Source organism: Flavobacterium sp. ZT3R18 (genome assembly GCF_007097385.1).
GTDB lineage: Bacteria > Bacteroidota > Bacteroidia > Flavobacteriales > Flavobacteriaceae > Flavobacterium.
The window spans coordinates 33,547-58,702 of record NZ_VJZS01000021.1 but is presented as its reverse complement, the minus strand read 5'-3'; the positions used below and the strand labels follow the sequence as shown (position 1 = coordinate 58,702).

The window sequence follows — 25,156 nt, the reverse complement described above, 5'->3', positions numbered from 1 at the left end:
GTCATATTTTTTTATGTTTGTTTTGTAAAGCATGGGACAAAAATATTTTATTTATTTCTTGAAAGATTATTATTAACAACAAAAGCAAGCCAGTTTATGAGTTGCTTTTGTTATTTGTATTACTTGTGATACTGTGTGGGCACGGATTGCAAATCCGTGCTATCGCAATGTCATTAAGTTAAGGGAAAAGTGCAGATTTCACTAGGATTGTCGAGCTACTTACGGAGATTCCTCCTTCGTCGGAATGACAAACTTGCGTGATATTGCATATCTAAACCACACTGTTTTGTCATTCCGACGAAGGAGGAATCACATAATATGAGAACTCTAGTAGCTCTCAAATATTAAAAACACTCATAAAAAAAGCTTAACTTAATGACATTGCGCGCTATCGTACACGAGAAAATTTAGGACATATCTAGAACGTCTGGTATTCAGTCGTGAAAATTCAAACAGTGACACTTGAGATAGGAATTTTTATGGACGCTACACCAGAAAATAATGTTTAGGAAAACTAATAAAAAAATGGAATTCAATAAATGATAAAAGACGTCTAGTTCAAATGGAATTAGACGTCTTTTTGGTTTCAAATACAATTGATTATGAATTTGATACGGAGTATTTATTTTAAGATTAACTGTAATTATTATAGAAATTTATTTCCCTATCAATTTTTCATATTGACTGGTAGTTTTGTTAAAATCGTTGGTCATTGTATTTGTAGTCACATAAATTACAGATGGCATTAGTTTGTTGCTTTTTAAGTCAAATCCCGTTTTAGAAAAAGACCAAGTCGATTTGATCTTAGTAAGGGTTTCCGTAATTTCAGGATAGTTCTCCGATTCTTTAATTAGAAATTTTAAATTTTCTTCATAATCAATTACTGTTGCATCAAAAATATCGGTTAAGTCATGGTATGGAACTTTCCAATAGTAAGCTGTGTAAAGCATCCCTATTCTTTGAGAAATCATTCGTTGTTTACCTGATACGTTAGTCAATTTTGTGTTTTTTACATTTCCATATTCTTGAATTTTTTCAACTACATTATCGCAGGCATTCATTAACATTGTTGCATCCATTATAATTTGAGAAGCATTATTAACATCTGGAACAGTTGCTACATCTATACGGAATTTAACCCATATGGTGTTAACCATTTTTAAAGCATCCTTTACTTCTTTATTTGGAGCATAACCGATTAAAGTATTGTATTGCTCCTCAAATATTGAAATTGACTCGTCAATTTCTTTACTGGCATTATCAATCTTAACTCCAGCGCCAATCATCATGTAATCTTTAGCCATACGTTGGGTTAACATGCGTTGTCTTCCAGCTTGATTAATGGCTGATCCCAGACTAATATTTTGACAGTTTGCTGTTATAGAAACAAGCAATGTAAAGACTAATACGCTTATTTTAACTTTCATAATTTAATGTTTAAAGTGAGATACGAAATTACGCTCATTTGTTTTTATGAAATATGATGTGAATCATTTGAGATGTGATTTATTTTTTATAAGGAATAGGTTAGTATTTGTTTATTAGGCTAAAATTACTCCATTTAAATATAGATAAAAGACTTCTGCCGTGTAAAATATCCAGACTTTTCTTTTAAAAGTTTTATAGTAAGACGCGTTTTATTTACAAAATAAAAATGTTTCTAACTTAAACATAGAAAAAGAAAAACCACAAAATAACAGATTTGCTACTTTGTGTTTTTTTTTATAAATATTGAAACGCATACAATTCTAAAATACTCGGCTTGTGTACACGAGCGGGACGCATAGCGCTAGCGCCTGTGTTACTTAATGCTCAAGCCAGCTGGGGGAATCTATCAGAACAAGTGAGTTTTTTTTAGTGATTATTGTATGGATTAATTTCTGAACTTTAATTTAAGTAAAACAAATGACAATATTTTGTACTTTTGTCTAGTATTTAATTTTTTTTATGGTTAAATAAAATAGCACAGAAACTATGCAAACAATAAATTAATAGTATATCATATACCCCTGACGAGCAACAAGCATTACTCAAAATGATTGACATTTTCATTTCTAACAAAAGAATGAAAGATAATTTACAACAATTAATTACCTAAAAAGCCATGACACTACAATTTATACACGATAACAGAGGCAATACAACCGGAGTTTTTATCCCTATTGAGGATTGGCAAACATTGAAGGGGAAATATACCGATTTGCAAAATGAAGAGATTCAAAACGGTACAGAACTTGCCTCATGGCAAAAAGATATTCTTGACGAGCGTTTAGACGATTACTACAAAAATCCTAATGATGTGGTTGATTTTGACACCACAATTGCCAATATCAGAAAAGGAATATGAGTTATGCTTTTGTAAACAAACCCGCCGTAACTTTTGATATTGAGGACGTTGTTGATTACTACATAAGCATAAATCCCGAACTTGCCACAGTATTTTTAGACCGAGTGGAAGAAGCTAAAAAATATATTGCCGATTTCCCTCTCGCTTTTCAGATAAAATACAAGAATGTCAGAACTGTTCTTTTAAAACAATTTCCATATCACATTCATTACATTGTTGATGATTCCAAAAAACAAATCGTTGTTTTAGCGATCATTCACGCTTACAAAAACCCTAAAGATTATTCGAATAGATAATTTTATGAAAAAACATAAGCAACTCATTTACGAGTTGCTTTTTTGTTTTTACTGCTTTATTGTTTTTGTGGACACGGGCTACTCCTATAAAAAACATCACGGAAAAAGTCGGGAGACTTTTATCATATTTACCGTTTTCAAGAACTTTTAAAAAAAACGCAAAGTCAGAGACATTTGCGAAACCCATACGGCAAATTTACGTAGACTTAGAAGAGCATGAGATATTTGCTTAGCCCGCACGACAACGTTATATACACTTCGTGAGCTTGGGACATTTGCGAAGCTCATACCGACAAATTTATGTGGACTTCGAAGAGCGAGCTATTTTTATATTGTAATGAACTTAACTTAATTTACACTCGCATTCTTCGCAGTAAAGACAAAATAAAATCCAATAAATATAAAAGGAATACTCAACCACTGTCCGGTAGATAATAAACCTAATGCATTTTCAAAGCCGCCTTGGCTTTCTTTCACGGATTCTACAACCATACGTACCGAGAACAGCAGCACTAAAAATAAACCAAATAGATAACCCGATTTTTTGCGTGCTTCTGTTTTCCAATACAGGAAAAACAATACGGCAAAAACAAAAATGTAACAAACAGCTTCGTACAATTGCGCAGGATGTTTGGCAGGAACTTGTTCCAGTAAATTGGCATATTGAGGGTTGGTTGCAATAGCATTATAGGCCTCTTTTGGTGTTGCAAGTTGAGTTGCATTGACCGCTTCTCTTGGTGTAAATTGATCTCTCATAAAACGTATTCCAAACGAAGAGGTGGTTTCTTTACCTACAATTTCGGAATTGAAAAAATTACCCAATCGTACAAAAATAGCACCACTGGCAACCGGAATAACTACTCGATCCAGTATCCATAATAGCGGTTTTTGAAGTGCATTTTTGCTAAAAAAATACATCGCAACGATGATTGAAATAGCTGCTCCATGACTCGCTAATCCTTGATACCCTGTGAATTCAAATTTAGGATTGAAACGGAAAGGTAAAATGATTTCGGCTAGATTGTTGCGGTAGTATTCCCAATCGTAAAAGAAAACATGTCCTAAACGGGCACCAACTAGGGTCGCTACTACGGTCCAAACAAACAAAGAGTCTAATTTGTCGATGGAAACATTTTCTCTTTCAAAAATATTTTTCATAATGTACCAACCCAATCCAAAAGCAATTACGAACATCAAACTGTAAAAGCGAATAATGAAAAAACCTAAATCAATACCTTCAGAGGGATTCCAAACAATGTTTAAAGCGTGTGTCATTTATATTTTATTTTTTGTGAAAATACTATTTTGATTTGACTAATTGTGTTAACTAAAAGGTAAGAAATTTTCTTTTTTAGTGATTGTGACTGCATTTTTTCTCCGGAATAGGATCATAGCCTTTCCCGCCCCAAGGATGACAGCTCAAAATCCTTTTTATCCCTAAATAGCCTCCATAAAACAATCCATGAGTTTGTAACGCCTGAATCATATAGCTAGAGCAAGTGGGCTCAAACCGGCAAGCTGCAGGGGTAAAAGGGGAGATTGCTCCCTGATAAAACCGAACGAGTAGGATGAAAGGAGTTGTTAGGAATTTCATGGCTTTAAATTTTGATTTAAGATTAACGATTTAAGATTAACGATTTTTGATTTCGGTTGCTGTGAAATCAGAAATCAATCCCGATAGCTATCGGGAGTTAATCAAAATTCAGCAATCTTTTTATATACTAAATGTAGTCCCTTCTTTTCCGTCTTTCAATTGAATACCCAAAGCAATCAATTGATCCCGAATTTGATCCGACAATGCAAAATCTTTATTGTCTCTGGCTTGTTTACGCATGCCGATAAGCATATGAACCACGCCTTCTAATTTATCCGTATTACCGTTTGTTTTTTCTTCTTCCAATCCCAAAACATCAAATACAAAAGCCTGCATTGTTTTTGTAAACAATTGTAAGTCGGTTGTGTTTAAAGTTTCTTTCTCGTCTTTTAATAAGTTGACAAAACGAACTCCTTCAAATAATTGTGCGATAAGAATTGGCGTATTGAAATCGTCATTCATAGCATCATAACACAATTGTTTCCAACTGGAAATATCTATGGAACTGGTTGAGCTTTCAGAAATCCCTTTTAGAGATTCCATCGCTTCCATTAGTCTTTTGTATCCTTTTTCGGCAGCTACAATAGCTTCATCAGAGAAATCAAGAATGCTTCTGTAATGCGCTTGTAACATGAAAAATCGTGCTACCGATGCCGAGAAAGCTTTGCTTAAAAAAGCATTGTCTCCCGTCAAAATCTCTCCCGGTAAAATATTATTTCCGGTAGATTTTGCCATTTTTTTACCATTCAAAGTCAGCATATTGGCATGCATCCAGTAATTTACCGGAGTGTGTCCAGTACAAGCTTCGTTTTGTGCAATTTCACATTCATGATGCGGGAATTTTAGATCCATTCCACCTCCGTGAATATCAAAATGATTACCCAAATATTTAGTGCTCATCGCGGTACATTCTAGGTGCCAACCCGGAAAGCCATCGCTCCAAGGCGAAGGCCAACGCATGATGTGTTGTGGCTCGGCTTTTTTCCAAAGCGCAAAATCCTGTGGATTCCTTTTGTCCGATTGTCCGTCAAGATCGCGGGTATTGGTCAACATGTCTTCGATATTGCGACCGCTTAATACTCCATAATGATTGGTTTCGTTGAATTTTACCACGTCAAAATAAACCGATCCATTGGCTTCGTAACCAATTCCCTTATCAATGATGGTTTTTATGATTTCAATTTGCTCAATAATATGTCCTGTTGCAGTAGGTTCGATACTTGGTGGCAAAAAGTTGAAAGCATTCAGAATATCATGAAAATCTACGGTATAGCGTTGTACTACTTCCATAGGTTCCAGTTGCTCTAAACGGGCTTTTTTGGCAATTTTATCTTCCCCTTCATCCACATCGTCCACAATATGACCTACATCCGTAATATTTCGAACATAACGCACTTTATAGTCTAAATGCAATAAGTATCTAAAAATTACATCAAAAGACATAAAAGTTCTCACGTTTCCTAGATGTACATTGCTGTAAACCGTTGGTCCACATACATACATCCCCACATTTCCTTCGTTAATAGGCGTAAATGTTTCTTTTTCTCCCGAAAGAGAATTGTATATTTTTAAGGTTTGTGTCTTGTATAATGGCATTTTTGTGAGATTAGGTAATGTGACAATTAGGTAATTGTAAATTTTATATAAAAAATAACCACTAAGGAATTAAGAATTTTAAGTCGTACTGTTGCTTAACTTCTTAATGGTAAAATGTTTTAAAATTGACGTTTTAAGTCAAATTAAAATTGAGTATCTAATTTAATGTAGTCTAAAAACTCTCTTTTAGTTTGAGCGTCTTTGAATTTTCCGCCAAATTCAGAAGTTACAGTACTGCTTTCGATATCTTTGATTCCTCTAGAATTCACGCAAAGGTGTTTGGCATCAATTACACAAGCTACGTCTTCGGTGCCTAAAGCTTGTTGAAGCTCTTGAACGATTTGCATCGTTAAGCGCTCTTGTACTTGAGGTCTTTTGGCATAATGATCTACGATACGGTTCATTTTTGAAAGACCAATAACTCTTCCGCTCGAAATATAAGCAACATGTGCTCTTCCGATGATAGGTAATAAATGGTGTTCGCAGGTAGAGTAGAGTGTAATGTTTTTTTCAACTAACATTTCTCCGTATTTGTAATTATTCTCAAAAGTGGAGGCTTTTGGTTTTTTGTCAGGATTCAATCCGCCAAATAATTCTTTTACAAACATTTTAGCCACACGATTGGGCGTTCCTTTCATGCTATCGTCTGTCAAATCCATTCCAAGGGTTAGTAGAATATTTTCGACGTCTTTTTTTATTTTTTCAATTTTTTCTTCATCTGTAATACTAAAAGCATCCTCTCTTACTGGATTTTTAGCATTTGTACTGATATGATTGTCTCCTATTTCGTCTTGAAATTCTTCGTTATTTATCATTAAAAGCTACTATTTTTATGGGTGTCTATTTTTAAGGGGTAAAGATAATTAATAAAAAGCAAACATTTTCTATCGTTTCTGCTTTTAATTATATCTAAAATTTATCTTCGGATTGTTTGTATTTATATAAAAAGTAAAAAGGCAATATCATTTTTAGTGGTATTGCCTTTTTTTGTTTTTCTAATGTATAAAGATGCGCTAATTATTTTTTAGGTGCAAAATAAAGTGTTTTTTTTATTTGAATTATACAGACGCAGTCCTTCTTTTAAGATATGAACTGCACTAATCAAGTCTTCTTTTTTTAATACATAAGCAATTCGAACTTGGTTGAGTCCTACTCCTGGAGTAGAGTAAAATCCTGCTGCTGGTGCTACCATAACTGTTTCGCCGTTCAATTCGTATTTTTCTAACAACCATTGGGCAAAATCATCGGCATTGTCAATAGGAAGTTGTACAATGCAATAAAAAGCACCTTTGGGTTTCGTTACAATTACGCCTTCGATTTTATGTAGTTCCCGAATTAAAGTGTCTCGTCTTTCTTTGTACTCGGTAATAACTTCGTCAAAATAACTTTTTGGAGTGTCAAGAGCCGCTTCGCTTGCAATTTGTTCAATCGTAGGAGGACTTAATCGGGATTGTGCAAATTTCATTGCAGTTGACATAACTTCCTTGTTTTTAGAAACCATACATCCTATCCTAGCACCACACATGCTGAAACGTTTAGAAACCGAATCAATCATAATGGCATGCTCTTCTATTCCTTTGATGTTCATCACGGAATAATGTACGTCTCCGTCATAAGCAAATTCACGATATACTTCGTCTGAGATCAAAAATAAATCATGTTTTTTGACCAAAGCGGCCAATCGCATAATTTCCTCTTGAGAATACATATATCCCGTAGGATTTCCGGGATTGCAAATCAGAATTGCTTTTGTTTTTGGGGTAATCATTTTTTCAAAAGCGTCTATACTAGGTAATGCAAAACCTGTTTCTATGGTTGAAATTACAGGAACTACAGTAACGCCAGAAGCAATCGAAAAAGCATTGTAATTGGCATAAAAAGGTTCGTGAACAATCAGTTCGTCGCCTTGATCCATAGTGGTTCCTAAGGCAAAAAGCAAGGCTTCAGATCCACCGGTAGTTATGATGATGTCTTCAATATTTACATCAACATTTTGATGTTTATAATATTGGGAAAGTTTAGTTCTATAGCTTTCAAAACCGGCTGAATGACTGTATTCTAAGATGTCGAGTTGAATGTTTTTAACGGCATTTATGGCGACTTCTGGTGTTCTTATATCGGGTTGACCAATATTTAAATGGTACACTTTAAGGCCTTTTTTCTTAGCCGATTCCGAAAAAGGGGTAAGCTTACGAATCGGAGATTCAGGCATTAACGCACCTTTATGTGATATTTTTGGCATATTTTTAAATTGAAATGCAAATTTGCAATTTATTTTCCAAATTTACTGTAAACATCATGCCTATTTTGTTGTTTTTATTGCATAAATGATTAAATTTATAGAAACGAATTTATATGAAAAAAATCGGACACATAGTACTGTTTTTAATAATAATTACGCCTGTTTTTGCACAGGATGAGTTTGTATTTGATAAAAATGTAGATAAAGTAAGTGTCTCTATTAAAGTAATTAATAATTTGGTTTTTATTCCTATAAAAGTCAATGGAGTAGAACTGAATTTTTTGCTCGATACTGGTGTTGAGGAAATTATTCTTTTTAGTTTAGAAGATAATCCAGAAGTCAAATTTTATAATTCCGAGAAAATAAATTTAAGAGGTTTGGGAAGCAAAGAATCTATAGAAGGACTAAAAACAACCAATAATATTCTTGAAATTGACGGTTTGAAATCTATGAATCAGCTTATTTATGTTATTCTTGATGAGAGTTTTAATTTGTCGTCTCAAATAGGAATCCCTGTGAATGGGATTATCGGTTACCATTTTTTTAAGGATAATTTAGTGAGTATTAACTATGCGAAAAAGAAGCTGACGGTTTCTAAGAATAATGAAGTAAATAGTAATAAATTACGCAAAAGATATGAGGAAGTCTCTATTACTGTTGAAAAGCACAAGCCTTATTTGTTGGGAAATGTGTTGATAGATCAAAAAAATGTATCAATAAAGTTGTTAATTGATAACGGAAATAGCGATTCTATTTGGCTTTTTCAAGATTTATCAGATGATATAAAAGTTCCTTCTAGAAATTTTGAAGATTTTTTAGGAAAAGGTTTTAGCGGGGACATCGAAGGGAAAAGAGCAAGGGTTTCTGAATTTTCATTTGATAAATTTTCATTTAGTAATCCTATTGTTGCTTTTCCAGACGCTAGTTCCATAAAAAGTGTTCGCATGGTTGAAAATCGACTTGGATCGATAGGAGGTGGACTTTTAAAACGATTTTTGGTTGTTTTTGATTATAAAAATGAAAAGTTGTATTTAAGAAAAAATTCCGATTTTAATGAGCCTTTCACGTACAATAAAAGTGGGATAGAGATACAGCATCATGGGTTGCAATGGGTGCAGGAAACGGTAAAATTAGAAACAATTCCTATTTCTAGAGGCGATACTTTTGATGCGAGAGGCGAAAAAGTCACGAACAACTTTAAATATAAATTCAATTTAAAACCTATTTACGAGATTGCGAATGTTAGGAAAAATTCTCCTGCAGACCTTTGTGGTTTAAAAGTCGGAGATGTTATTATATCGATTAATAAATCTGCTGTTTATAGTTATTCTTTGCAAAGAATAAATGATATGTTTAGATCCGAAGAGGAGAAATGGATTGATTTAGAAATAGAAAGAAATAGTCAAGTAATGAAGTTTAGGTTTCAACTATTGGATGTTTTATAAAAAAGCCACTATTTTGAATTTATCAATTAGCGGCTTTTTAGAATTTATTTTTAGTTAGAAATTACTTCTCCCTTAATTTTTAATGGCACTCGCCCTTCTTCATAGTTTACTGCATTCGTTTCTACAGTTATAGTTTTTCGTATGGGACCAGGAACCATATTGTATTTTATTTCAATTCTATCTGATTTTCCGGGTAAAATAGGTTGACTCGGTTTGTAAGTTATCGTACAACTGGCTGTAGATTGAATCGCGATAATGGTCAATGGAGCGTTTCCGGTATTGGTAAATGTAAATTCCCGAATCCCATTGTCACTTTGTTTGTATATTTTTCCGTAATCTATAGTGTTCTCGGCTTGATTAAATTCAATTTTTGAGCCACTTTGAGCAAAGCCAATACTGCTAGCAAACAGCATTACGATTAAAGTTGCAATTTTTTTCATTTTCTTGTTTTTTAGTAGGATAGTAAAAGTAGTATCTTTTAATTAATGCACAATTTTTTATTTCTCTTTTTATACTGTGCTTAATTATTTACTTTTGTCCTTTATATGAATAGCAAAAATCAAACCAAAGTACAATTTTGGTTTTAACAGTTACTTTTTTATGACAATTCCCGCACAATTTGACGCTAAAACTATCGAGAATAAATGGTATGACTATTGGATGAAAAATAATTATTTTCATTCGGAGCCAGATCATAGAACGCCTTATTCCATTGTAATTCCTCCTCCCAATGTGACTGGAGTCTTGCACATGGGGCACATGCTTAACAATACGATTCAAGATGTTTTGATTCGAAGAGCACGTTTGAAAGGTTTCAACGCTTGTTGGGTACCGGGTACGGATCACGCATCTATAGCCACTGAGGCTAAAGTAGTAGCCAAATTGAAAGCCGAAGGAATCAATAAAAATGACTTAGCGCGTGAAGAGTTTCTAAAACACGCTTGGGAATGGACGGATAAATATGGTGGAGTTATTCTCGATCAATTGAAACAATTGGGTTGTTCTTGTGATTGGGAACGTACCAAGTTTACGATGGACCCAGATATGTCGGCATCTGTAATTCGATCTTTTGTGGATTTATATAACAAAGGTTTGATTTATAGAGGTTACCGAATGGTAAACTGGGATCCTGAAGCCAAAACGACTTTGTCTGACGAAGAAGTAATTTATGAAGAACAACAAGGAAAATTGTATTTCCTAAAATATAAAATCGAAGGAAGCGAAGATTTCTTGACTGTAGCCACTACGCGTCCGGAAACTATTTTTGGAGATACTGCAATTTGTATCAATCCAAACGATGAGCGTTTTGCTCATTTGAAAGGGAAAAAAGCGATTGTGCCTATTTGCGGAAGAGTGATTCCGATTATCGAAGACGAATATGTAGATGTTGAGTTTGGAACTGGTTGTCTTAAAGTAACTCCAGCCCACGACATGAATGATAAAACGCTAGGGGAGAAGCACAATCTTGAAATTATTGATATTTTTAATGAAGATGCAACGCTAAATAGTTTCGGATTGCATTATCAAGGTAAAGACCGTTTTGTGGCTCGTGCTGAGATTACTCAAGAATTAGAAAATAGCGGTGCTTTGGCAAAAACTGAAACACACCTTAATAAAGTAGGAACTTCTGAAAGAACGAAAGCGGTGATTGAACCCCGTTTGTCTGACCAATGGTTCTTGAAAATGGAAGATTTAGTAAAACCAGCGATACAATCCGTATTGGTTGATGGCGATGTGAAATTACATCCCGCTCGTTTTAATAATACGTATGCACATTGGTTAAATAATATTCGTGATTGGAATATTTCTCGTCAATTGTGGTGGGGACAACAAATTCCAGCTTATTTCTACGGAGACGGAAAAGAAGATTTCGTGGTTGCTGAAAATATAGACGAAGCATTAAAATTAGCTCAAGCTAAAACTTCTAATCCTTCACTTTTGACTTCTGATCTTCGTCAAGATGTAGATGCTCTAGATACTTGGTTTTCTTCTTGGCTGTGGCCAATGTCGGTTTTTGGGGGAATTATGGATCCAGAAAGTGAAGATTTTAAATACTATTATCCAACCAATGATTTAGTAACGGGTCCGGATATTTTGTTTTTCTGGGTGGCGAGAATGATTATAGCAGGTTACGAATATACAGGTAAAAAACCTTTTACGAATGTGTATTTAACCGGATTGGTTCGTGATAAACAACGTCGTAAAATGTCTAAATCTTTGGGAAATTCACCAGAGCCATTAGAATTAATTGAAAAATTTGGTGCCGATGGAGTTCGTGTAGGATTGCTTTTGAGTGCGTCTGCGGGAAATGACATTATGTTTGACGAAGAATTGTGCAATCAAGGAAAAGCATTTTCGAATAAAATATGGAATGCCTTCAAATTGATCAAAGGATGGGAGGTATCGGATGCTATTCCACAGCCGGAGTCTTCTAAAGTGGCTATTGAATGGTATGAAGCTAAATTGCAACAAACACTTTTGGAAATTGAAGATAATTTTGAAAAATACAGAATCTCCGATGCTTTAATGGGGATTTACAAATTGGTTTGGGACGATTTCTGTTCTTGGTTTCTCGAGATGATCAAACCGGCGTATCAACAGCCCATTGACAGCGTAACTTTTGCGAAAGCGATAGAAATGTTAGAAAACAATATGAAATTATTGCATCCTTTTATGCCATTTTTGACAGAGGAAATTTGGCAAATATTGGCTGAAAGAACTACTGAGGAAGCATTGATTGTTTCTACTTGGCCAGAAATGAAACCTTTCAACGCACAATTAATTGCCGATTTTGAAAGTACGATTGAGGTGATTTCGGGAATTAGAACGATTCGTAAGGACAAGAATATTCCGTTTAAAGATACGATTGAATTGAAAGTGGTGAACCATGATAAAGTTTCGACTTATTTTGATTCGGTTGTAGCCAAATTAGGAAACATCACTTCATTAGAATACGTTTCGGACAAAGTAGATGGAGCGTTATCCTTTAGAGTAAAATCGAATGAATATTTTATTCCAATCACAGGAAATATTGATGTGGAAGCTGAAATTGCAAAGCTAACTGCTGAGTTGGTATATACGCAAGGGTTCTTAAAATCGGTTCAAAACAAATTGGCAAACGAGAAATTTGTAGCTGGTGCGCCAGAAAAAGTTTTGGCAAACGAACGACAAAAAGAAGCCGATGCACTTTCTAAAATTGTAACGATTGAGCAGAGTTTAGTGAGTTTGAAGTAAGAGCTAGACTTTTCTGAAATTTAAAATCCCATCTCAGTACTATTTTGAGATGGGATTTTTTAATTTTATAGTATCATAAAAATTAATAATAAGTATACATTTTTTCGACAAGATATCGGTTGCTGTCATAATAACTGAGTTTTTCTTTAGGATAGCCATCTAAATTAGTATTGTAACCATAACGCTCAGCTTCAGCAACAATTCCATTTATTGTATTTTTGAAATGTATCAAATTATTCGCATTGCTAATGCCTTGAATAAAAAAATGGCGATTAAAATTATTTGTAAAATCATTTTTAAAAAACAACTTGTTAAACCCAATTATATTTAAATATATATTAGGAGTGTTGTCATATTTATAATCAACTACAGAAGTAACCTTGCCATCTGGGTTTATGTTTTCCCTTTTTATAATGTTGTCGCCACTAAAATATACTTTTACTTTCGGTGTAAACTGACTTTGTTGCCAATTATTGATAAAGGTGTAACTATTAATTTCGACAATGTTTTCAGGCAAGTAATTATATACTAACTTGGTTTCATTCATAGGCGGAAAAATCGTACCGCTATTTGTGTTTTTAAAGATAGCAGTTTTTAACTTATTGTTTTCATAAGTATATTCGTTGCTAACGTATAGTATATCATTTATATAACCATCTTCCTGAGTAATTAAATCTCCGGTATAAGTATAGGTAATTTTATATTGACCGACATTAATACCAATTGTTGAGGCTTCTTTGATTTTAAATCCATCATAAGTAAATGTAGTTGACAAACCACTTGAAAGACTAATTTCTTGTATTGTTTTGATTAATAGTTTACTGTTTTCTTTAGTTGGTTCTTTAGCTGGTTCTTCAGTCGGTTCTTCAGTTGGTTCTTTTGTTTCATTTTCTGAACAAGAGGTAAAGATTAATAATAATACTCCAATTATGGTCGTTAGTTTATTCATTTAAATGGTTTTTTAAGAAAAGATTTTTTTTGTCAATTTTAGATTCTGCAAATATAATAAAAACACCTCGCAAATGGTAGTATTTAATAAAAGCCCCATAATGTAAATCTAATTTAAAATGGATTTATTTTTAGTTATAAATAAGACTAGAGAGGGGGAAATGTTACTATTAAAATAATGAGAAAGTTTTCGATGTGACTATACCCAAAACACATTAATAGGTTAAATGTACCTGTTTTTACAAATAAGATAGACCCAAGGATATCATCTAGAACGATAGAGGCTCTAGGTAAATGAGGCTCTCTGGTTTTTAATTTAATGAGGAAGTATAGCTTAGTGAGTTTGAAATAGTTTTTTTTTAATATTAAACCCGACAGGTTTTGAAAACCTGTCGGGTTTGTTTTGGGAACCAAGTAAAGTTTATCTGGCTTGAAATAGGTTTTAGCCTTTTTTTAAAATTTAAAATCGCCTCTCAAAATAATTGAGAGGTTTTTTTTTATTTTCCTAGGAAACTATTCCAATCAGCAATCTTCAACAATCAGATCGGTTATCAAAAATTCACTACCAGAGTTCGGAATGTTGTTTATGCTGATATTCACATCATTACGTTCGATTAGTTTTTTGACTAAGCCCAAACCGATTCCCGTACTGCTCTCGCCTCTGGGTTTATTGCCTAAGGTCTGAAACATTTCGAATACCTTTTTATGGTGTTTTTCATCGATACCTGGACCATTGTCCTTAATAGATAAAGAGCGTTCTGCGGTATTAAACTCAATTATAATTTTTGTAATTTCTTTATCATTAAACTTTATAGCATTCGATAATAAATTGGCTATTATTTGATGAATGGCAGGAGGCTGAAATAAGATGGTTTTATCCAAATTTACTTTTTCAATTTGAATATTACCCAATGGGTTTATGAGCTTAATTACCTTCTCGACAACAGCCAATAAATTTACATTTTCCTTTCCTTCATTATCTTGGACACACTTGGTGTAATGAAGCAAATCTTCTATCAGATTAGACATAATAGAGGTAGAGGTTTTAACCATCTCAAACATTTCGGCAGATTCTCCTTTGAGATTCAAAAAGTGATCTTCTTCAATTATTTCCAACAAACTTTTGATGTTTCCTAAAGGAGTTTTTAAATCATGTGCTAAAATGTTGCCAAATTGCTCTAATTCTGCGTTTTTTTCATGAAGTTTATTGTTTAATAATTTCAACTCTTGGTCGTAATCCCAAATTCGTAAAAAAGAATCCACTTTTTTGCGGGTTACCTCAGTAATTAGCGGCTTGAATAAAAAATCAATTGCCCCTAAGTCATACGCTTTATTCAGATATTTTGGTTCATCGCTTATTGCTGTTACAAAAATGGTTGGGATAAAGACCGTATCGGGATGATTCTTCACTATTTCTACAAATTCATATCCATCCATCTCTGGCATTTGGACATCGACAAGAATCAAGGAAATTTTTTCTTTTAATAAAATTTGCAAGGCTTCCATCCCAGATAAACAGGTAATTATTTTTCTATCGGGATGTTCTAAAATACTTTTTAGAGCTATTAAATTTTGCGGCAAGTCGTCTACAAGTAATAGGGTATGTTTCTCAATGGCCATAGCTTTCTTTATTTAAGTTTTTGATTATATTATTTAATGTTAACACTTTGTGGTGCTCATAAATTTGAATTGCTGCTTTTGGCATTACATCAAATTCGGCTTCATTGCAATCTTGAACGATACTTTTTCCTCCGTTTTCGGCAATTAATTTTAGTCCTCTTGCGCCATCATGATTGGATCCGGAGAGTAATATTCCGCTGCATTTCTCTTTCAAAACAGTCGAAAATGATTCGAAGGTGACATCAATTGAGGGTCTGCTGTAATTTATTAATTCTGATGTATCTAATGAAAAGCGCCTGTTTTCTTCTAAAAGCAAGTGATAATTAGCGGGTACTGTATATAGAAAACCTTTTTTTACTACTTCTTTATCCTCCGCTTCTTTGACTTTATAGTGGGAGTGTAATTGCAAGTGTTTTTCGAGAGAGGAGTCTGCATTTTTTAATCTATGTAAAATAACTACAATCGGTGTTTGTATCTTTTTATCCAACCCTTTGAGAATAGATAAGATGATACTAAAAGAACCCGCAGAACCGCCAATAATAATCATTTCCATAGTATGCCATTTTATTAATTAATCTCAAAAAAATGTTGGTATAATGCGGATATAGTATAAAAAAAGTTCTTCCGATAGCTCCCGATAATTATCGGGACGGGATTATTGGACTATATTGAATACATAATCGGTATTATTTTATTTTTTGATAAATTTTTTCCGTGCTATCAATTTCTTTAAATTTATCAAAAACGCTGCTAAATCGTAAAGATTCTTTATTGCCTAAAGCCAAAAAACCATGTATTGGTAAACTATTATAAAATAGATTTAATACTTTATCCTGTAAATCTTCATTAAAATAGATTAGCACATTTCGACATAAAATAAGTTGGCACTCTTTAAAAACTCCATCGGCAACTAAATTATGACGAGTAAATAAGATTTCTTTTTTTAAATCTGAATTTATAATTGATTTTTTTCCATCAGAAATAAAATACTCATTTAGTGATTCTTTTCCACCGCAAGAAAAATAATTGTTGGAGTATTCCTTAAAACTCTTATTTGAATAAATTCCTTTTTTTGATTTTTCAATGGCGTTAGAACTGATATCCGTGGCATATAATCTGGATTTATGCAGTAAATCGAGTTCTTTTAAAAGAATGGCAAGTGAATACGTTTCTTCTCCAAAAGAACATCCAGCACTCCAAATGTTTATTTTTGGATAACTTTCTAAATAGGGAAAGACATTGGTTATTAAAGATTTAAAAAAACTGGGATCTCTAAAAAATTCACTGACATTGACCACGATTTCATTCAAAAACGTATTGAAATTCCCTGAATTGTTTATTAATTCATATTTTAAATCAACAATTGATCCTATATTTGAAATCTCCATAAATCGATTGATACGTCTAAGCATTGAAGCTCTAGAGTAGTCTGAGAAATCGTATCCGTATTGCTTTTCTACCAGAAAAACAATTTCTTTGAGATCGTTAAATTCTATCATCTATTTGTAAATCCAGATACTAATTAATGAAATAAGCTGTTGGATGTCGATTGGTTTAGATTGATAATCAGAAGCTCCTGCGTTTAAGATATCTTCTCTGTCGCTTTTCATTGCTTTTGCGGTCAATGCTATAATAGGGAGGTTTTTCCATTTTGGATTTTCTCTAATTTTTCGGGTTGCTTCATAGCCGTCCATTTCCGGCATCATAATATCCATTAGAACAATATCGATAGTAGAATTATTATGAAGTATTTCTAGGGCTTCAATTCCGTTAAAAGCTGTCAAAATGGATGCTCCTTTTATGGATAAGGCACTCGATAAGGCATATATGTTTCTAATGTCATCATCAACAATTAAAATATTTTTGTCTTTAAGCACTTCTCCTCCCAATAAATTATGATCGAGTTTGTGTTCTTTTTTATCTGTGGTCTGCACCATATCTAAAAAGAGTATTATTTCATCTTTTAATCTTTCGGTAACATTATTCGTTTTAATGACCACTTTATCGGCACTATTTTGAAGTTCTAGTTCGTCATCCTCGGTAAGTGATTTTCCAGTATTTACAATTATATTAATATCACTGTTCTTTGATGTTTTTCTAAGAGCCGATATGGTATCAATATTTTGTGAATCGGGTAATCCTATGTCCATAATAGCACAATCGATATCATCATTTTTTAAAATATTTTCTGCTTCATTGAAAGTATAGGCCTGGATGCAAATGACATTTCTATCGCAATTATGAACTAATTCTTTGATAGAATAATTAAGCTTTACATCATCTTCTACAATCAATACTTTTTTAAAGATTTTATTGATTTGAATGTCAATAGATTCAAAAGCTTTTTTTAGCTTTTCGATCGTTATTGGTTTGATTAAAAAATCAAATGCACCCATTTCTTTGGCCAATTTTTCTCTATTCATGCCTGACATTACATGCACCGGAATATGTTGCAGTTCTTTATCCTCTTTTATCCATTTTAAAACAGTCCATCCATCAATTCCGGGTAATTTCATATCCAGAATAATTGCTTTTGGGTTGTATTTTTTCGCATATTGATATCCTGTTTCTCCTTGATAGGCAACAATTGCTTTGAATCCATTGTCATGTGCCACTTGCAAGAGTATTTCGGCAAATGATGCATCGTCCTCGATAATTAATATTGTTTTGTCATCAATGGTTACGAAACTTCTGTCGTCATTTAAATTTTCTGTTAAATCTAAAGTGACATCTGAAGGTTGTGGCTTTTCCTCTAGGCTTGGTTGATTTTTTTCTTTTGAATTGGTTGCTTGAAATGTAGCTGGAATATAAAGACTAAAAACACTTCCTTTATTTAATTCACTCTGAAAATCTACTTCTCCTCCTAAGAGTATAGCTAATTCTTTTGAAATGCAGAGTCCTAAACCTGTCCCGCCATATTTTCTGCTGGTGGAACTGTCTGCCTGTTGGAAAGTCTGGAATAATTTCTTTTTGTTTTCTTCGGATATGCCTATGCCGTTATCTTCTATATGGATAGTGAGGATTTCATTTGAATTTAACTTTGATAATATAGGCGATGTAAAACCGTTTTTCCCATTACTTGAAGAAAAAAGCAAAGTAACCTTTCCGTTTCCGGGGGTGAATTTTAGTGCATTAGACAGGAAGTTTTTAAGAATCTGTTCTAATTTTCCAATATCGGTATGAAGTTCTCTAGGGCAATCATCAGAAATAAGGGCCGTAAATTCAACATTTTTTTTCAGCATTTGAGCTCTAAATAATCCATCCATGTCTGAAAAAACTCTTTCGACAATGGATTTTTCGGGGTACACCTCAACTTTACCAGCTTCAATTTTAGAAATGTCCAAGATGTCAGTAATCAAATTCAATAAATCTTTTCCAGAAGAATTAATAACCGAAAGATTTTCAATTTGTGCCTCCGATAAATTACCGGCAGTATTGTCTTTTAAAAGATCAGAAAGAATTAATATACTGTTTAATGGTGTTCTCAATTCATGGGACATATTTGCTAGAAACTCCGACTTATATTTACTGGCTTGTGCAATTTCCTCTGCTTTAGTATTTAGCTCCTCTTGTGCAATAACCAATTCCTCATTTTTCAATCCCACTTCATTATTTTTATATTCAAGTTCCTGTCCTTTTTCTTCTAAAAAAGCGTTCGTTTGTTTTAGTTCGGCTGCTTGATGTCTAAATTCTTCTTCGGATAATTTTAAGAGCATAGTTTGTCTGCTCAAAACCTCATTGCTTAATCGGAGTTCTTCTTCTTGCACTTGAAGAATGTTGTTTTTGTCGTTTATTTCCTCAGAAAATATTTTCAACTCTTCATTACGTATGAAAACTTTTATTGCGCTTCCAATAGAATCAGATATGGCGATCAATAATTTTTTGTGGTTGTCATTAAAATTTTCTAACGATCCAATTTCGACTACCCCAATTACTTCCTCTTTATAAGATATTGGTGTTATTAAAACATTATAATATGGGTATTCACCAAGTGAAGATGTTATATGGGAATATTGATTGTGTAAATCATTCAGGCAATTTTGTTGATTTGTTTTTGCAACTTCTCCAACTAGTCCTTCTCCCATTGCTATTACACTAGGTGTGTTTTTATCGTCAGCATATCCGCCAATCTTCTGCAATTGATTTGTGTTTTTAATACTCTTACTAATGTAAAAATTAGCTTGGCAACCTTGGGTTTGTTTCACGAGAGTTTGGCAAATATTTGTTCCAAACTCATTCAAGTCTTTTGATTCTATAATTATTTTATTGATTTCAATTATTTTTTTTTCGATTAAACTGTTTTTTGCAGATTCGTTATGAAATTTATTGAGTTCTAATGACATGGCGTTCATTGAGATGTTTAGTAAGTCGTTTTGGCTTCTTAAGCTAATTTCTGAACCAAAATTCCCAGAACTTATTTTTAATGCTAAATCGATTTGCTCGTTTATGGCTATTAATAATTCATTAAAAGAATGACTTATGGCTATAAATTCGGCATTTCCGGAAAAAGTAGGTTTTTTAATAATCTCTCCGAGAGATATTTTTTTTATCGATTCAGTTATTGCATTGAGCGAAGTAGATAGATTCTTAATTAGTTTGTAAATAAGAATAAATGTCCCTATTAAAAATAAGGACAAAAGCGAAAATAGAGTTACAATTGATCTTAATGCCGCTTGTTTTTCTTTATTGGCATAATCAAGAATAAATGCCAAATTGTTTTTTTCTAATTCAGTAAATTTTGGAATTATAGCAGATGATTTTGTCCACCATAGATCAGGGGACATTTCTAATTTCTTTTCAAAAATCAAATTAGAATCAGCATTAAAAGAGGATAAACTACTTGATTTCTTAAATTCAATCAAGTCTTTGTTTAAAGTATTAAAAGCGAAATTAATCAATTTAAAATCAACCGCTTTTTCATAATCTTTTGCTTCATAGAATAATTTTAATAGTGAATTGTCTAGTTCGTCATTGTTTTTATCATCTATCAATCTTTGTAAAATAATCTCTCTTTTTAATAAGGCTGCCTCTTTTAATATAACATAATTGTAATAATTGTTGGCTAATTTGGTTAACTCAGAAGACTTACAATTAATAATTTCTCTTTCGATTAAATTGTTTAAAACATCATTAAATTGAGTATATTTTATATATGCAGTTTTTGGTGTTTCTCTTCCAAATTCAATATTGGATTGAAGAATTAATACGGAATTCTGTAATGATTTAAGATTTTTAGAGATTACAGTATCCTTAATATGAGTTCTTAAAAACCATTCATTGGTCAATTGTTTTTCTAGACTAAACCTGTCTTTTTTTGAAGTGTCATAATAGGAATAATTATAAAATCCCCTCTCGACACTAATTTCGAATATACCTCTGGAGAGGACGGATATATTCTTTATATTCTCTGAACTGGAATCTATAGCTGCATAATTGTCTAAAGAGGAATTAATATTTGAAACAGTCATATAAATTAACCCGAGGATTGGGAATAGTAAGACTAAAATCAATTGCGATTTAATTGATAAAGATTTCCACATAGGTTTAGATTTGGTTGAATCTAAGGTAACGTTTTTAGTGTTAATATTCTAATATAAAGTCTGTTAAAAAATAAATGCGTAATTGTAAGCCATTATTTTTTTTAATATACTTGCAATGTCGATGTTTTTTTAAACAACAAACCCCGTCTATTTCTAAACGAGGTTTGTTGCTTTATTGCAAATGAAATTGCAGAAAATTTTTGGTATAAAATAAAACCAAATTAAGGTTTTTAGAATTTATATTTTAAGCTTGTCATTACCTGACGTGGCGCAATTGGGTTTACACTGTAATTTTCGTGTACGGTATAATTTAACTCATTGGTAATGTTTGATAGTCTACATAAGATTGAGAATTGTTTCCAAGTATAACCTATAGAAGCATCAATAGTAACATATCCTGCTAAAGGAACTTCTCTATCTTGAACAGTAAGAGTAGTTGATTTTAGAGGCTTTGGTTTTTTTGGATCTGTTGTATCAATAAATGGCAGACCTGTACTTGGATTAAAAAGGGTCTCATAATAGTATAAATTATTCCAACCACCAATACGGTCACCAACATAATTACCAATGGCTCCTACTGATAACCCTTTTAGAATTCCTGTTGGCAGGGTATAGAAAAAGCTTAAATTCGCTGTGTTTTTTGGAGTTCTTGCTACACGATCCCCCTCGACAAAACTTCCCTCTTTACCAGATGTATTTGTGTAACGCATATCATTATAACTGTAACCTGCATTGATACTCAAGCCTTCTAGCGGTCTAGCGGTAACATCAATTTCTACTCCTTTACTTTTTGTTTCTCCGCTTAATACTCTTATTTGTGAATTTGTATTAGCAGTAACCCCGTCTGCCAAAAATGGAGCGGTTTGTGCTAAATTACTGTTTGTAATTTGATAAACAGTAACGTTAGTACTCAAAATTCCTTTCCAAAAGTCTTTTTTGATACCTGCTTCATATTGATCTATGATAGAAGCTTCTAGTGCATCACCGTCAACTGTCAGCCCAGTATTTGGTGTAAAAGAGCTAGAATAACTTGCAAATAACGACATGTCTTTCGTTGGTTGAAAAATTAATCCAACTTTTGGAGAAAATGCGTTATCTAAACGTTTTGGAGTTACATCAGCTGTTGCATTTTCAGGAGTTATAGTTTGAGTTGCCTTAACAGCGTCGTATTTCTCTTTATATGTTGAAACTTCACTTTCTTGCCAAGACCAACGAATACCCGCTAAAACTTTAATTTGATCTGTAATCGAAATTAAATCCTGAGCATAAACCCCAAAACGATTCGTGTCTGTATTTGCTATTGTAGTAACTCTAGCATTAGGTATATCGTTTCTTTGTGTAGTTGGATCAAAATTATTAAGATTGACAGTGTCATAAAGACTAGGGTTAATTTTATATGTTCCGTCAAAAAGTCTTTCTTTTACAGCTTTTTCGTTAAAAGCATAAGTGTAAGCAGTTGCAAATGAATTTTCCCAATCTACACCAGTAAATACTTGGTGCTTGATGCTTCCTGTGTTAAAAGTTCCTTGTAAACTTAATTGGTCTCCAAGTATTTGTTCTAAGTTTTTATTTTGAACTAATCCTCTATTCCAGTAGCCAGAAACTGGGTAGATTATAGGATCGCTTAAATTAGATAATTGAGCAGTTGATTTTTGAGTTCTATCATATTTTTGAAAAGAACTATTGAAATTAAGTTTCCAGTTTTTATTGAAATCATGATTTAATAATAGCGAAGCACTAGAAGATTTTGTATTTCCTGTTGACCAAAGAGCCCCAAAATAAGTGTTACGTGGAATATCTAAAATATCTTTTCCAATTATTCCTGTTCCAAAATCAGGAGTCCAATCGGAGTCCAAATAATCTCCTTGTACTGTAATTTGTGTTTTATCGCTTACGTTAAAAAGGAAAGAGGGATTGATGTAGATACGTTCACTTTTTACTACATCTCTAAAACTTTCTGCGTTTTCGTAAGAACCTGAAATTCTATAAGCTATAAATTTATTTAAAGGACCGTAAAAATCAATTGACGGTTTGTAGAAAGCATTGCTTCCCATTTGCATGGATATTTCTCCACCGCTTTTGAAAGAAGGTGTTTTGGTGACCAAGTTTAATATCCCTCCAGGCGCTACATTTCCGTATAATAAGGCTGAACCTCCTTTTAGGAATTCTACTTTGTCTAAAGAAGCAACATCAGGAATGGATCCTGCATTATAGCGGAAACCATTTTTAAACATATTGTTGGCAGACATGTCATATCCTCTTGAGAAAAAAGATTCTTGAGCACCACCACGAGCTGAACCTACATACACACCATTGGCATTTTTTAGCACTTCACTCAAACGGATAGCTTGTTGTTGCTCGATAATTTCGGCATCAATTACTTGTACACTTTGTGGCGTGTCCATTGGTTTTAATCCAGAACGTAAGGCTGTTACTGGTTTTGGCTGTTTGTTTGCGGTTATAACAACTTCTTTTAAGACTTCACCTCTTCTTTTCTTTACGGTGTCGTTTGCTGTTTTTATACTGTCTGATGAGAAATAATATATTTCCTTATCATTTGGATTATGTGCAACACTAGCTGTTTCTTGTGCTTGTAAGCTGAAACAAAATAGAGAAAAAATTGAGGGGAGTAAAATATATTTCATGTCGTTTATTTGGAATAATTAAAAATAACGTTGCAAAGGTAAAACCTGATTCTCGATTCAGCAAACTTATTTAGACTAAATATTAATAATATATTAAATGAATTTTAATAGTCTTGATTTGCAGTCGTTTCCAAAAAAAGACATTGCTTTTTAGTGTAGGATTTTAGATTATAAAGAGTGTTTTGTTTTTAGAATGTAGTATTTTTTGCGGTTTTTTTTCTCTTGAATCTTCCCCACCATATCATAAAACCAGTAACGGGTAACGCTGTGCAGACAATCCCAACTATGAAATTGAAAAATTTCCCATACCAACCCGCCCAAAATCCAATGTGTAGATTCATGGTCATGTCATCTATTTTTAGGCCTTTTGTTAAAGATTCAGGTAATTTTATTTCTTTTCCGGTGTATCGGTTTATGGTAAATATTCTGCCGTTTTGTATGCCTTTTAATCCTATTTCTTCCGCTGCAATTGCATAATAACTTGTTATACTGTCTTTGGAAGCAATTGACATTCGTACTTGCTGAAAGGATGGGTCTGTTGCAAAAAGCTGATCGAGGACAGGGGGTAATGGCGCAAATTTTTTATTACCATCGTATTCTGGTTTAATGTCTCGCATGGTAGAATAGGCGTCTGGTGTTCCTCCTAATACTTTTTGAGTAGCATTATTTAATGGTGTATTGACAACGATTAATCCCGTTATGGTAATCAGTAAAGCTGGAAGCAGGATATAAAATCCGGGAACGTTATGCAAATCGTAATTCAATCTCTTGAAACTTGCTTTTGTCTTTATAGTAAAACTTTGCTGGCGTGTCGTTTTAGTCCATTTCTTGGGCCACCATAAAATAAGTCCCGTTACCAATTCTATTAAAAATATCCAAACCGCAATTTCTACAATTAGACGCCCAGTTTTCCCGAAGGGCATTTCGCCACTATGAATGTGTGCGATGATATAAAAAAAATCATAAGCACGACTCGAACTTAATACTTTACCAGTATAAGGATCTACCCAAGAAAATTGTAAATCTCTGTCTTTGGTCGAAGAGGCTATTTTTAGGGTTCTTTTCGGGTCCCTATAGGTAACAAAATAGGATGCTTTTCTATCGGGACGTTCTTGTTTGAATGCTTTTAGGATTTCTTCCGGACTAAGTTTTTGTTGTTTTACTTCTTGAACATACAATGAATCGTAGGCAAGGCCATCAATAATGTCGTCGCAAAAAATAAATAACACTCCAGTAAGTGATACAATGAATACAATTATTCCGGAGCTGAGTCCTAGCCATAAATGCAACCAGCTGTTGAGCTTGCTCCATTTGTTTTTTTGTTTGCTTCTTTTTTCGGGTTGACTGGTTTGTTTGTTCTTCATATAAAAATAAATAAAACTAACCCCGCAACTGTATTTCTAGTTGTGGGGTTTGTTTGTAGTAATTAATGTAAAAAAATTAAGGTTTGAAATTCACATAAACAAATAGGATAATGGTTTTTGAGGTTGTCCGTAAGCACCATAATACTGTCTGCTTTTAAGAGGTTCTTAGGTTGGTCGTAGAATAATAATCCGTCTGTTATGGCTATTTGATACTAACTGACGCTTGCCGATAATTTGCCTTTCAAGTATATTTAATTTTGTGATTGTCCGTATTGATACCTAAAG

General features: G+C 33.2%; 18 protein-coding genes. 4 read left to right on the top strand and 14 right to left on the bottom strand.

What is annotated here, in order from left to right:
* Positions 1-656: 656 nt before the first annotated feature.
* The gene (locus FNW52_RS17200) at positions 657-1,427 is read right to left on the bottom strand and encodes a type IV pili methyl-accepting chemotaxis transducer N-terminal domain-containing protein (RefSeq protein WP_143378718.1); all 771 of its coding nucleotides are present in this window, start codon (positions 1,425-1,427) and stop codon (positions 657-659) included.
* 677 nt (positions 1,428-2,104) lie between these two features.
* Here FNW52_RS17200 and FNW52_RS17195 point away from each other — a divergent pair.
* The gene (locus tag FNW52_RS17195; RefSeq protein ID WP_185966025.1) at positions 2,105-2,347 is read left to right on the top strand and encodes an addiction module component CHP02574 family protein; all 243 of its coding nucleotides are present in this window, start codon (positions 2,105-2,107) and stop codon (positions 2,345-2,347) included.
* Positions 2,344-2,643: a type II toxin-antitoxin system RelE/ParE family toxin gene (locus FNW52_RS17190; RefSeq protein ID WP_143378717.1), complete on the top strand. Its 300-nt coding sequence runs from the start codon at positions 2,344-2,346 to the stop codon at positions 2,641-2,643. Before FNW52_RS17195 ends, FNW52_RS17190 begins: the two co-directional genes overlap by 4 nt.
* A 348-nt stretch (positions 2,644-2,991) precedes the next feature.
* Here FNW52_RS17190 and lgt read toward each other — a convergent pair whose 3' ends face one another.
* The 5 genes from lgt to FNW52_RS17165 form a co-directional block, all read right to left on the bottom strand.
* Positions 2,992-3,918, bottom strand: coding sequence for a prolipoprotein diacylglyceryl transferase (gene lgt / locus FNW52_RS17185; RefSeq protein WP_143378716.1), 927 nt, complete (start codon positions 3,916-3,918; stop codon positions 2,992-2,994).
* Between the two features lie 76 nt (positions 3,919-3,994).
* Positions 3,995-4,237, bottom strand: coding sequence for a membrane protein insertion efficiency factor YidD (gene yidD / locus FNW52_RS17180; protein ID WP_143378715.1), 243 nt, complete (start codon positions 4,235-4,237; stop codon positions 3,995-3,997).
* A 120-nt stretch (positions 4,238-4,357) separates the two neighbouring features.
* Positions 4,358-5,833: a cysteine--tRNA ligase gene (cysS, locus tag FNW52_RS17175; RefSeq protein WP_143378714.1), complete on the bottom strand. Its 1,476-nt coding sequence runs from the start codon at positions 5,831-5,833 to the stop codon at positions 4,358-4,360.
* Positions 5,834-5,976: 143 nt separating this feature from the next.
* On the bottom strand, positions 5,977-6,648 hold the full coding sequence (gene folE / locus FNW52_RS17170; protein WP_143378713.1) for a GTP cyclohydrolase I FolE: 672 nt from the start codon (positions 6,646-6,648) through the stop codon (positions 5,977-5,979).
* A 209-nt stretch (positions 6,649-6,857) separates the two neighbouring features.
* Entirely contained in the window at positions 6,858-8,075 is a 1,218-nt protein-coding gene (locus FNW52_RS17165) for a pyridoxal phosphate-dependent aminotransferase (protein WP_143378712.1), read from the bottom strand.
* A 113-nt stretch (positions 8,076-8,188) separates the two neighbouring features.
* On the opposite strand from FNW52_RS17165, the gene FNW52_RS17160 reads away from it, so the two are divergent.
* A complete protein-coding gene (locus tag FNW52_RS17160; RefSeq protein WP_143378711.1) occupies positions 8,189-9,520 on the top strand; it encodes a PDZ domain-containing protein in 1,332 nt (443 codons plus the stop codon).
* A gap of 50 nt (positions 9,521-9,570) precedes the next feature.
* Here the strand turns inward: FNW52_RS17160 and FNW52_RS17155 are convergent, their stop codons facing one another.
* Positions 9,571-9,960: a DUF1573 domain-containing protein gene (locus tag FNW52_RS17155; protein ID WP_143378710.1), complete on the bottom strand. Its 390-nt coding sequence runs from the start codon at positions 9,958-9,960 to the stop codon at positions 9,571-9,573.
* 160 nt (positions 9,961-10,120) lie between these two features.
* Between FNW52_RS17155 and FNW52_RS17150 the strand changes: the two genes are divergently transcribed.
* Positions 10,121-12,754, top strand: a complete 2,634-nt coding sequence (locus FNW52_RS17150; protein ID WP_143378709.1) for a valine--tRNA ligase — start codon at positions 10,121-10,123, stop codon at positions 12,752-12,754.
* 82 nt (positions 12,755-12,836) lie between these two features.
* On the opposite strand, the gene FNW52_RS17145 is transcribed toward FNW52_RS17150, so the two are convergent.
* From FNW52_RS17145 to FNW52_RS17115, 7 genes are all read right to left on the bottom strand, one after another.
* On the bottom strand, positions 12,837-13,703 hold the full coding sequence (locus tag FNW52_RS17145) for a hypothetical protein (RefSeq protein ID WP_143378708.1): 867 nt from the start codon (positions 13,701-13,703) through the stop codon (positions 12,837-12,839).
* 521 nt (positions 13,704-14,224) lie between these two features.
* Positions 14,225-15,322, bottom strand: coding sequence for a response regulator (locus tag FNW52_RS17140; protein WP_143378707.1), 1,098 nt, complete (start codon positions 15,320-15,322; stop codon positions 14,225-14,227).
* Complete coding sequence (locus FNW52_RS17135) at positions 15,312-15,875, bottom strand: chemotaxis protein CheB (protein ID WP_143378706.1); 564 nt, start codon at positions 15,873-15,875, stop codon at positions 15,312-15,314. The genes FNW52_RS17140 and FNW52_RS17135 overlap by 11 nt, the downstream gene beginning before the upstream one ends.
* Before the next feature lie 133 nt (positions 15,876-16,008).
* Entirely contained in the window at positions 16,009-16,821 is an 813-nt protein-coding gene (locus FNW52_RS17130) for a protein-glutamate O-methyltransferase CheR (protein ID WP_143378705.1), read from the bottom strand.
* Positions 16,822-20,862, bottom strand: a complete 4,041-nt coding sequence (locus tag FNW52_RS17125) for a response regulator (protein WP_143378704.1) — start codon at positions 20,860-20,862, stop codon at positions 16,822-16,824. It lies immediately after the preceding gene.
* A 230-nt stretch (positions 20,863-21,092) separates the two neighbouring features.
* Positions 21,093-23,507, bottom strand: coding sequence for a TonB-dependent siderophore receptor (locus FNW52_RS17120; protein ID WP_143378703.1), 2,415 nt, complete (start codon positions 23,505-23,507; stop codon positions 21,093-21,095).
* Positions 23,508-23,695: 188 nt separating this feature from the next.
* A complete protein-coding gene (locus tag FNW52_RS17115) occupies positions 23,696-24,871 on the bottom strand; it encodes a PepSY domain-containing protein (RefSeq protein WP_143378702.1) in 1,176 nt (391 codons plus the stop codon).
* Positions 24,872-25,156: the final 285 nt, after the last annotated feature.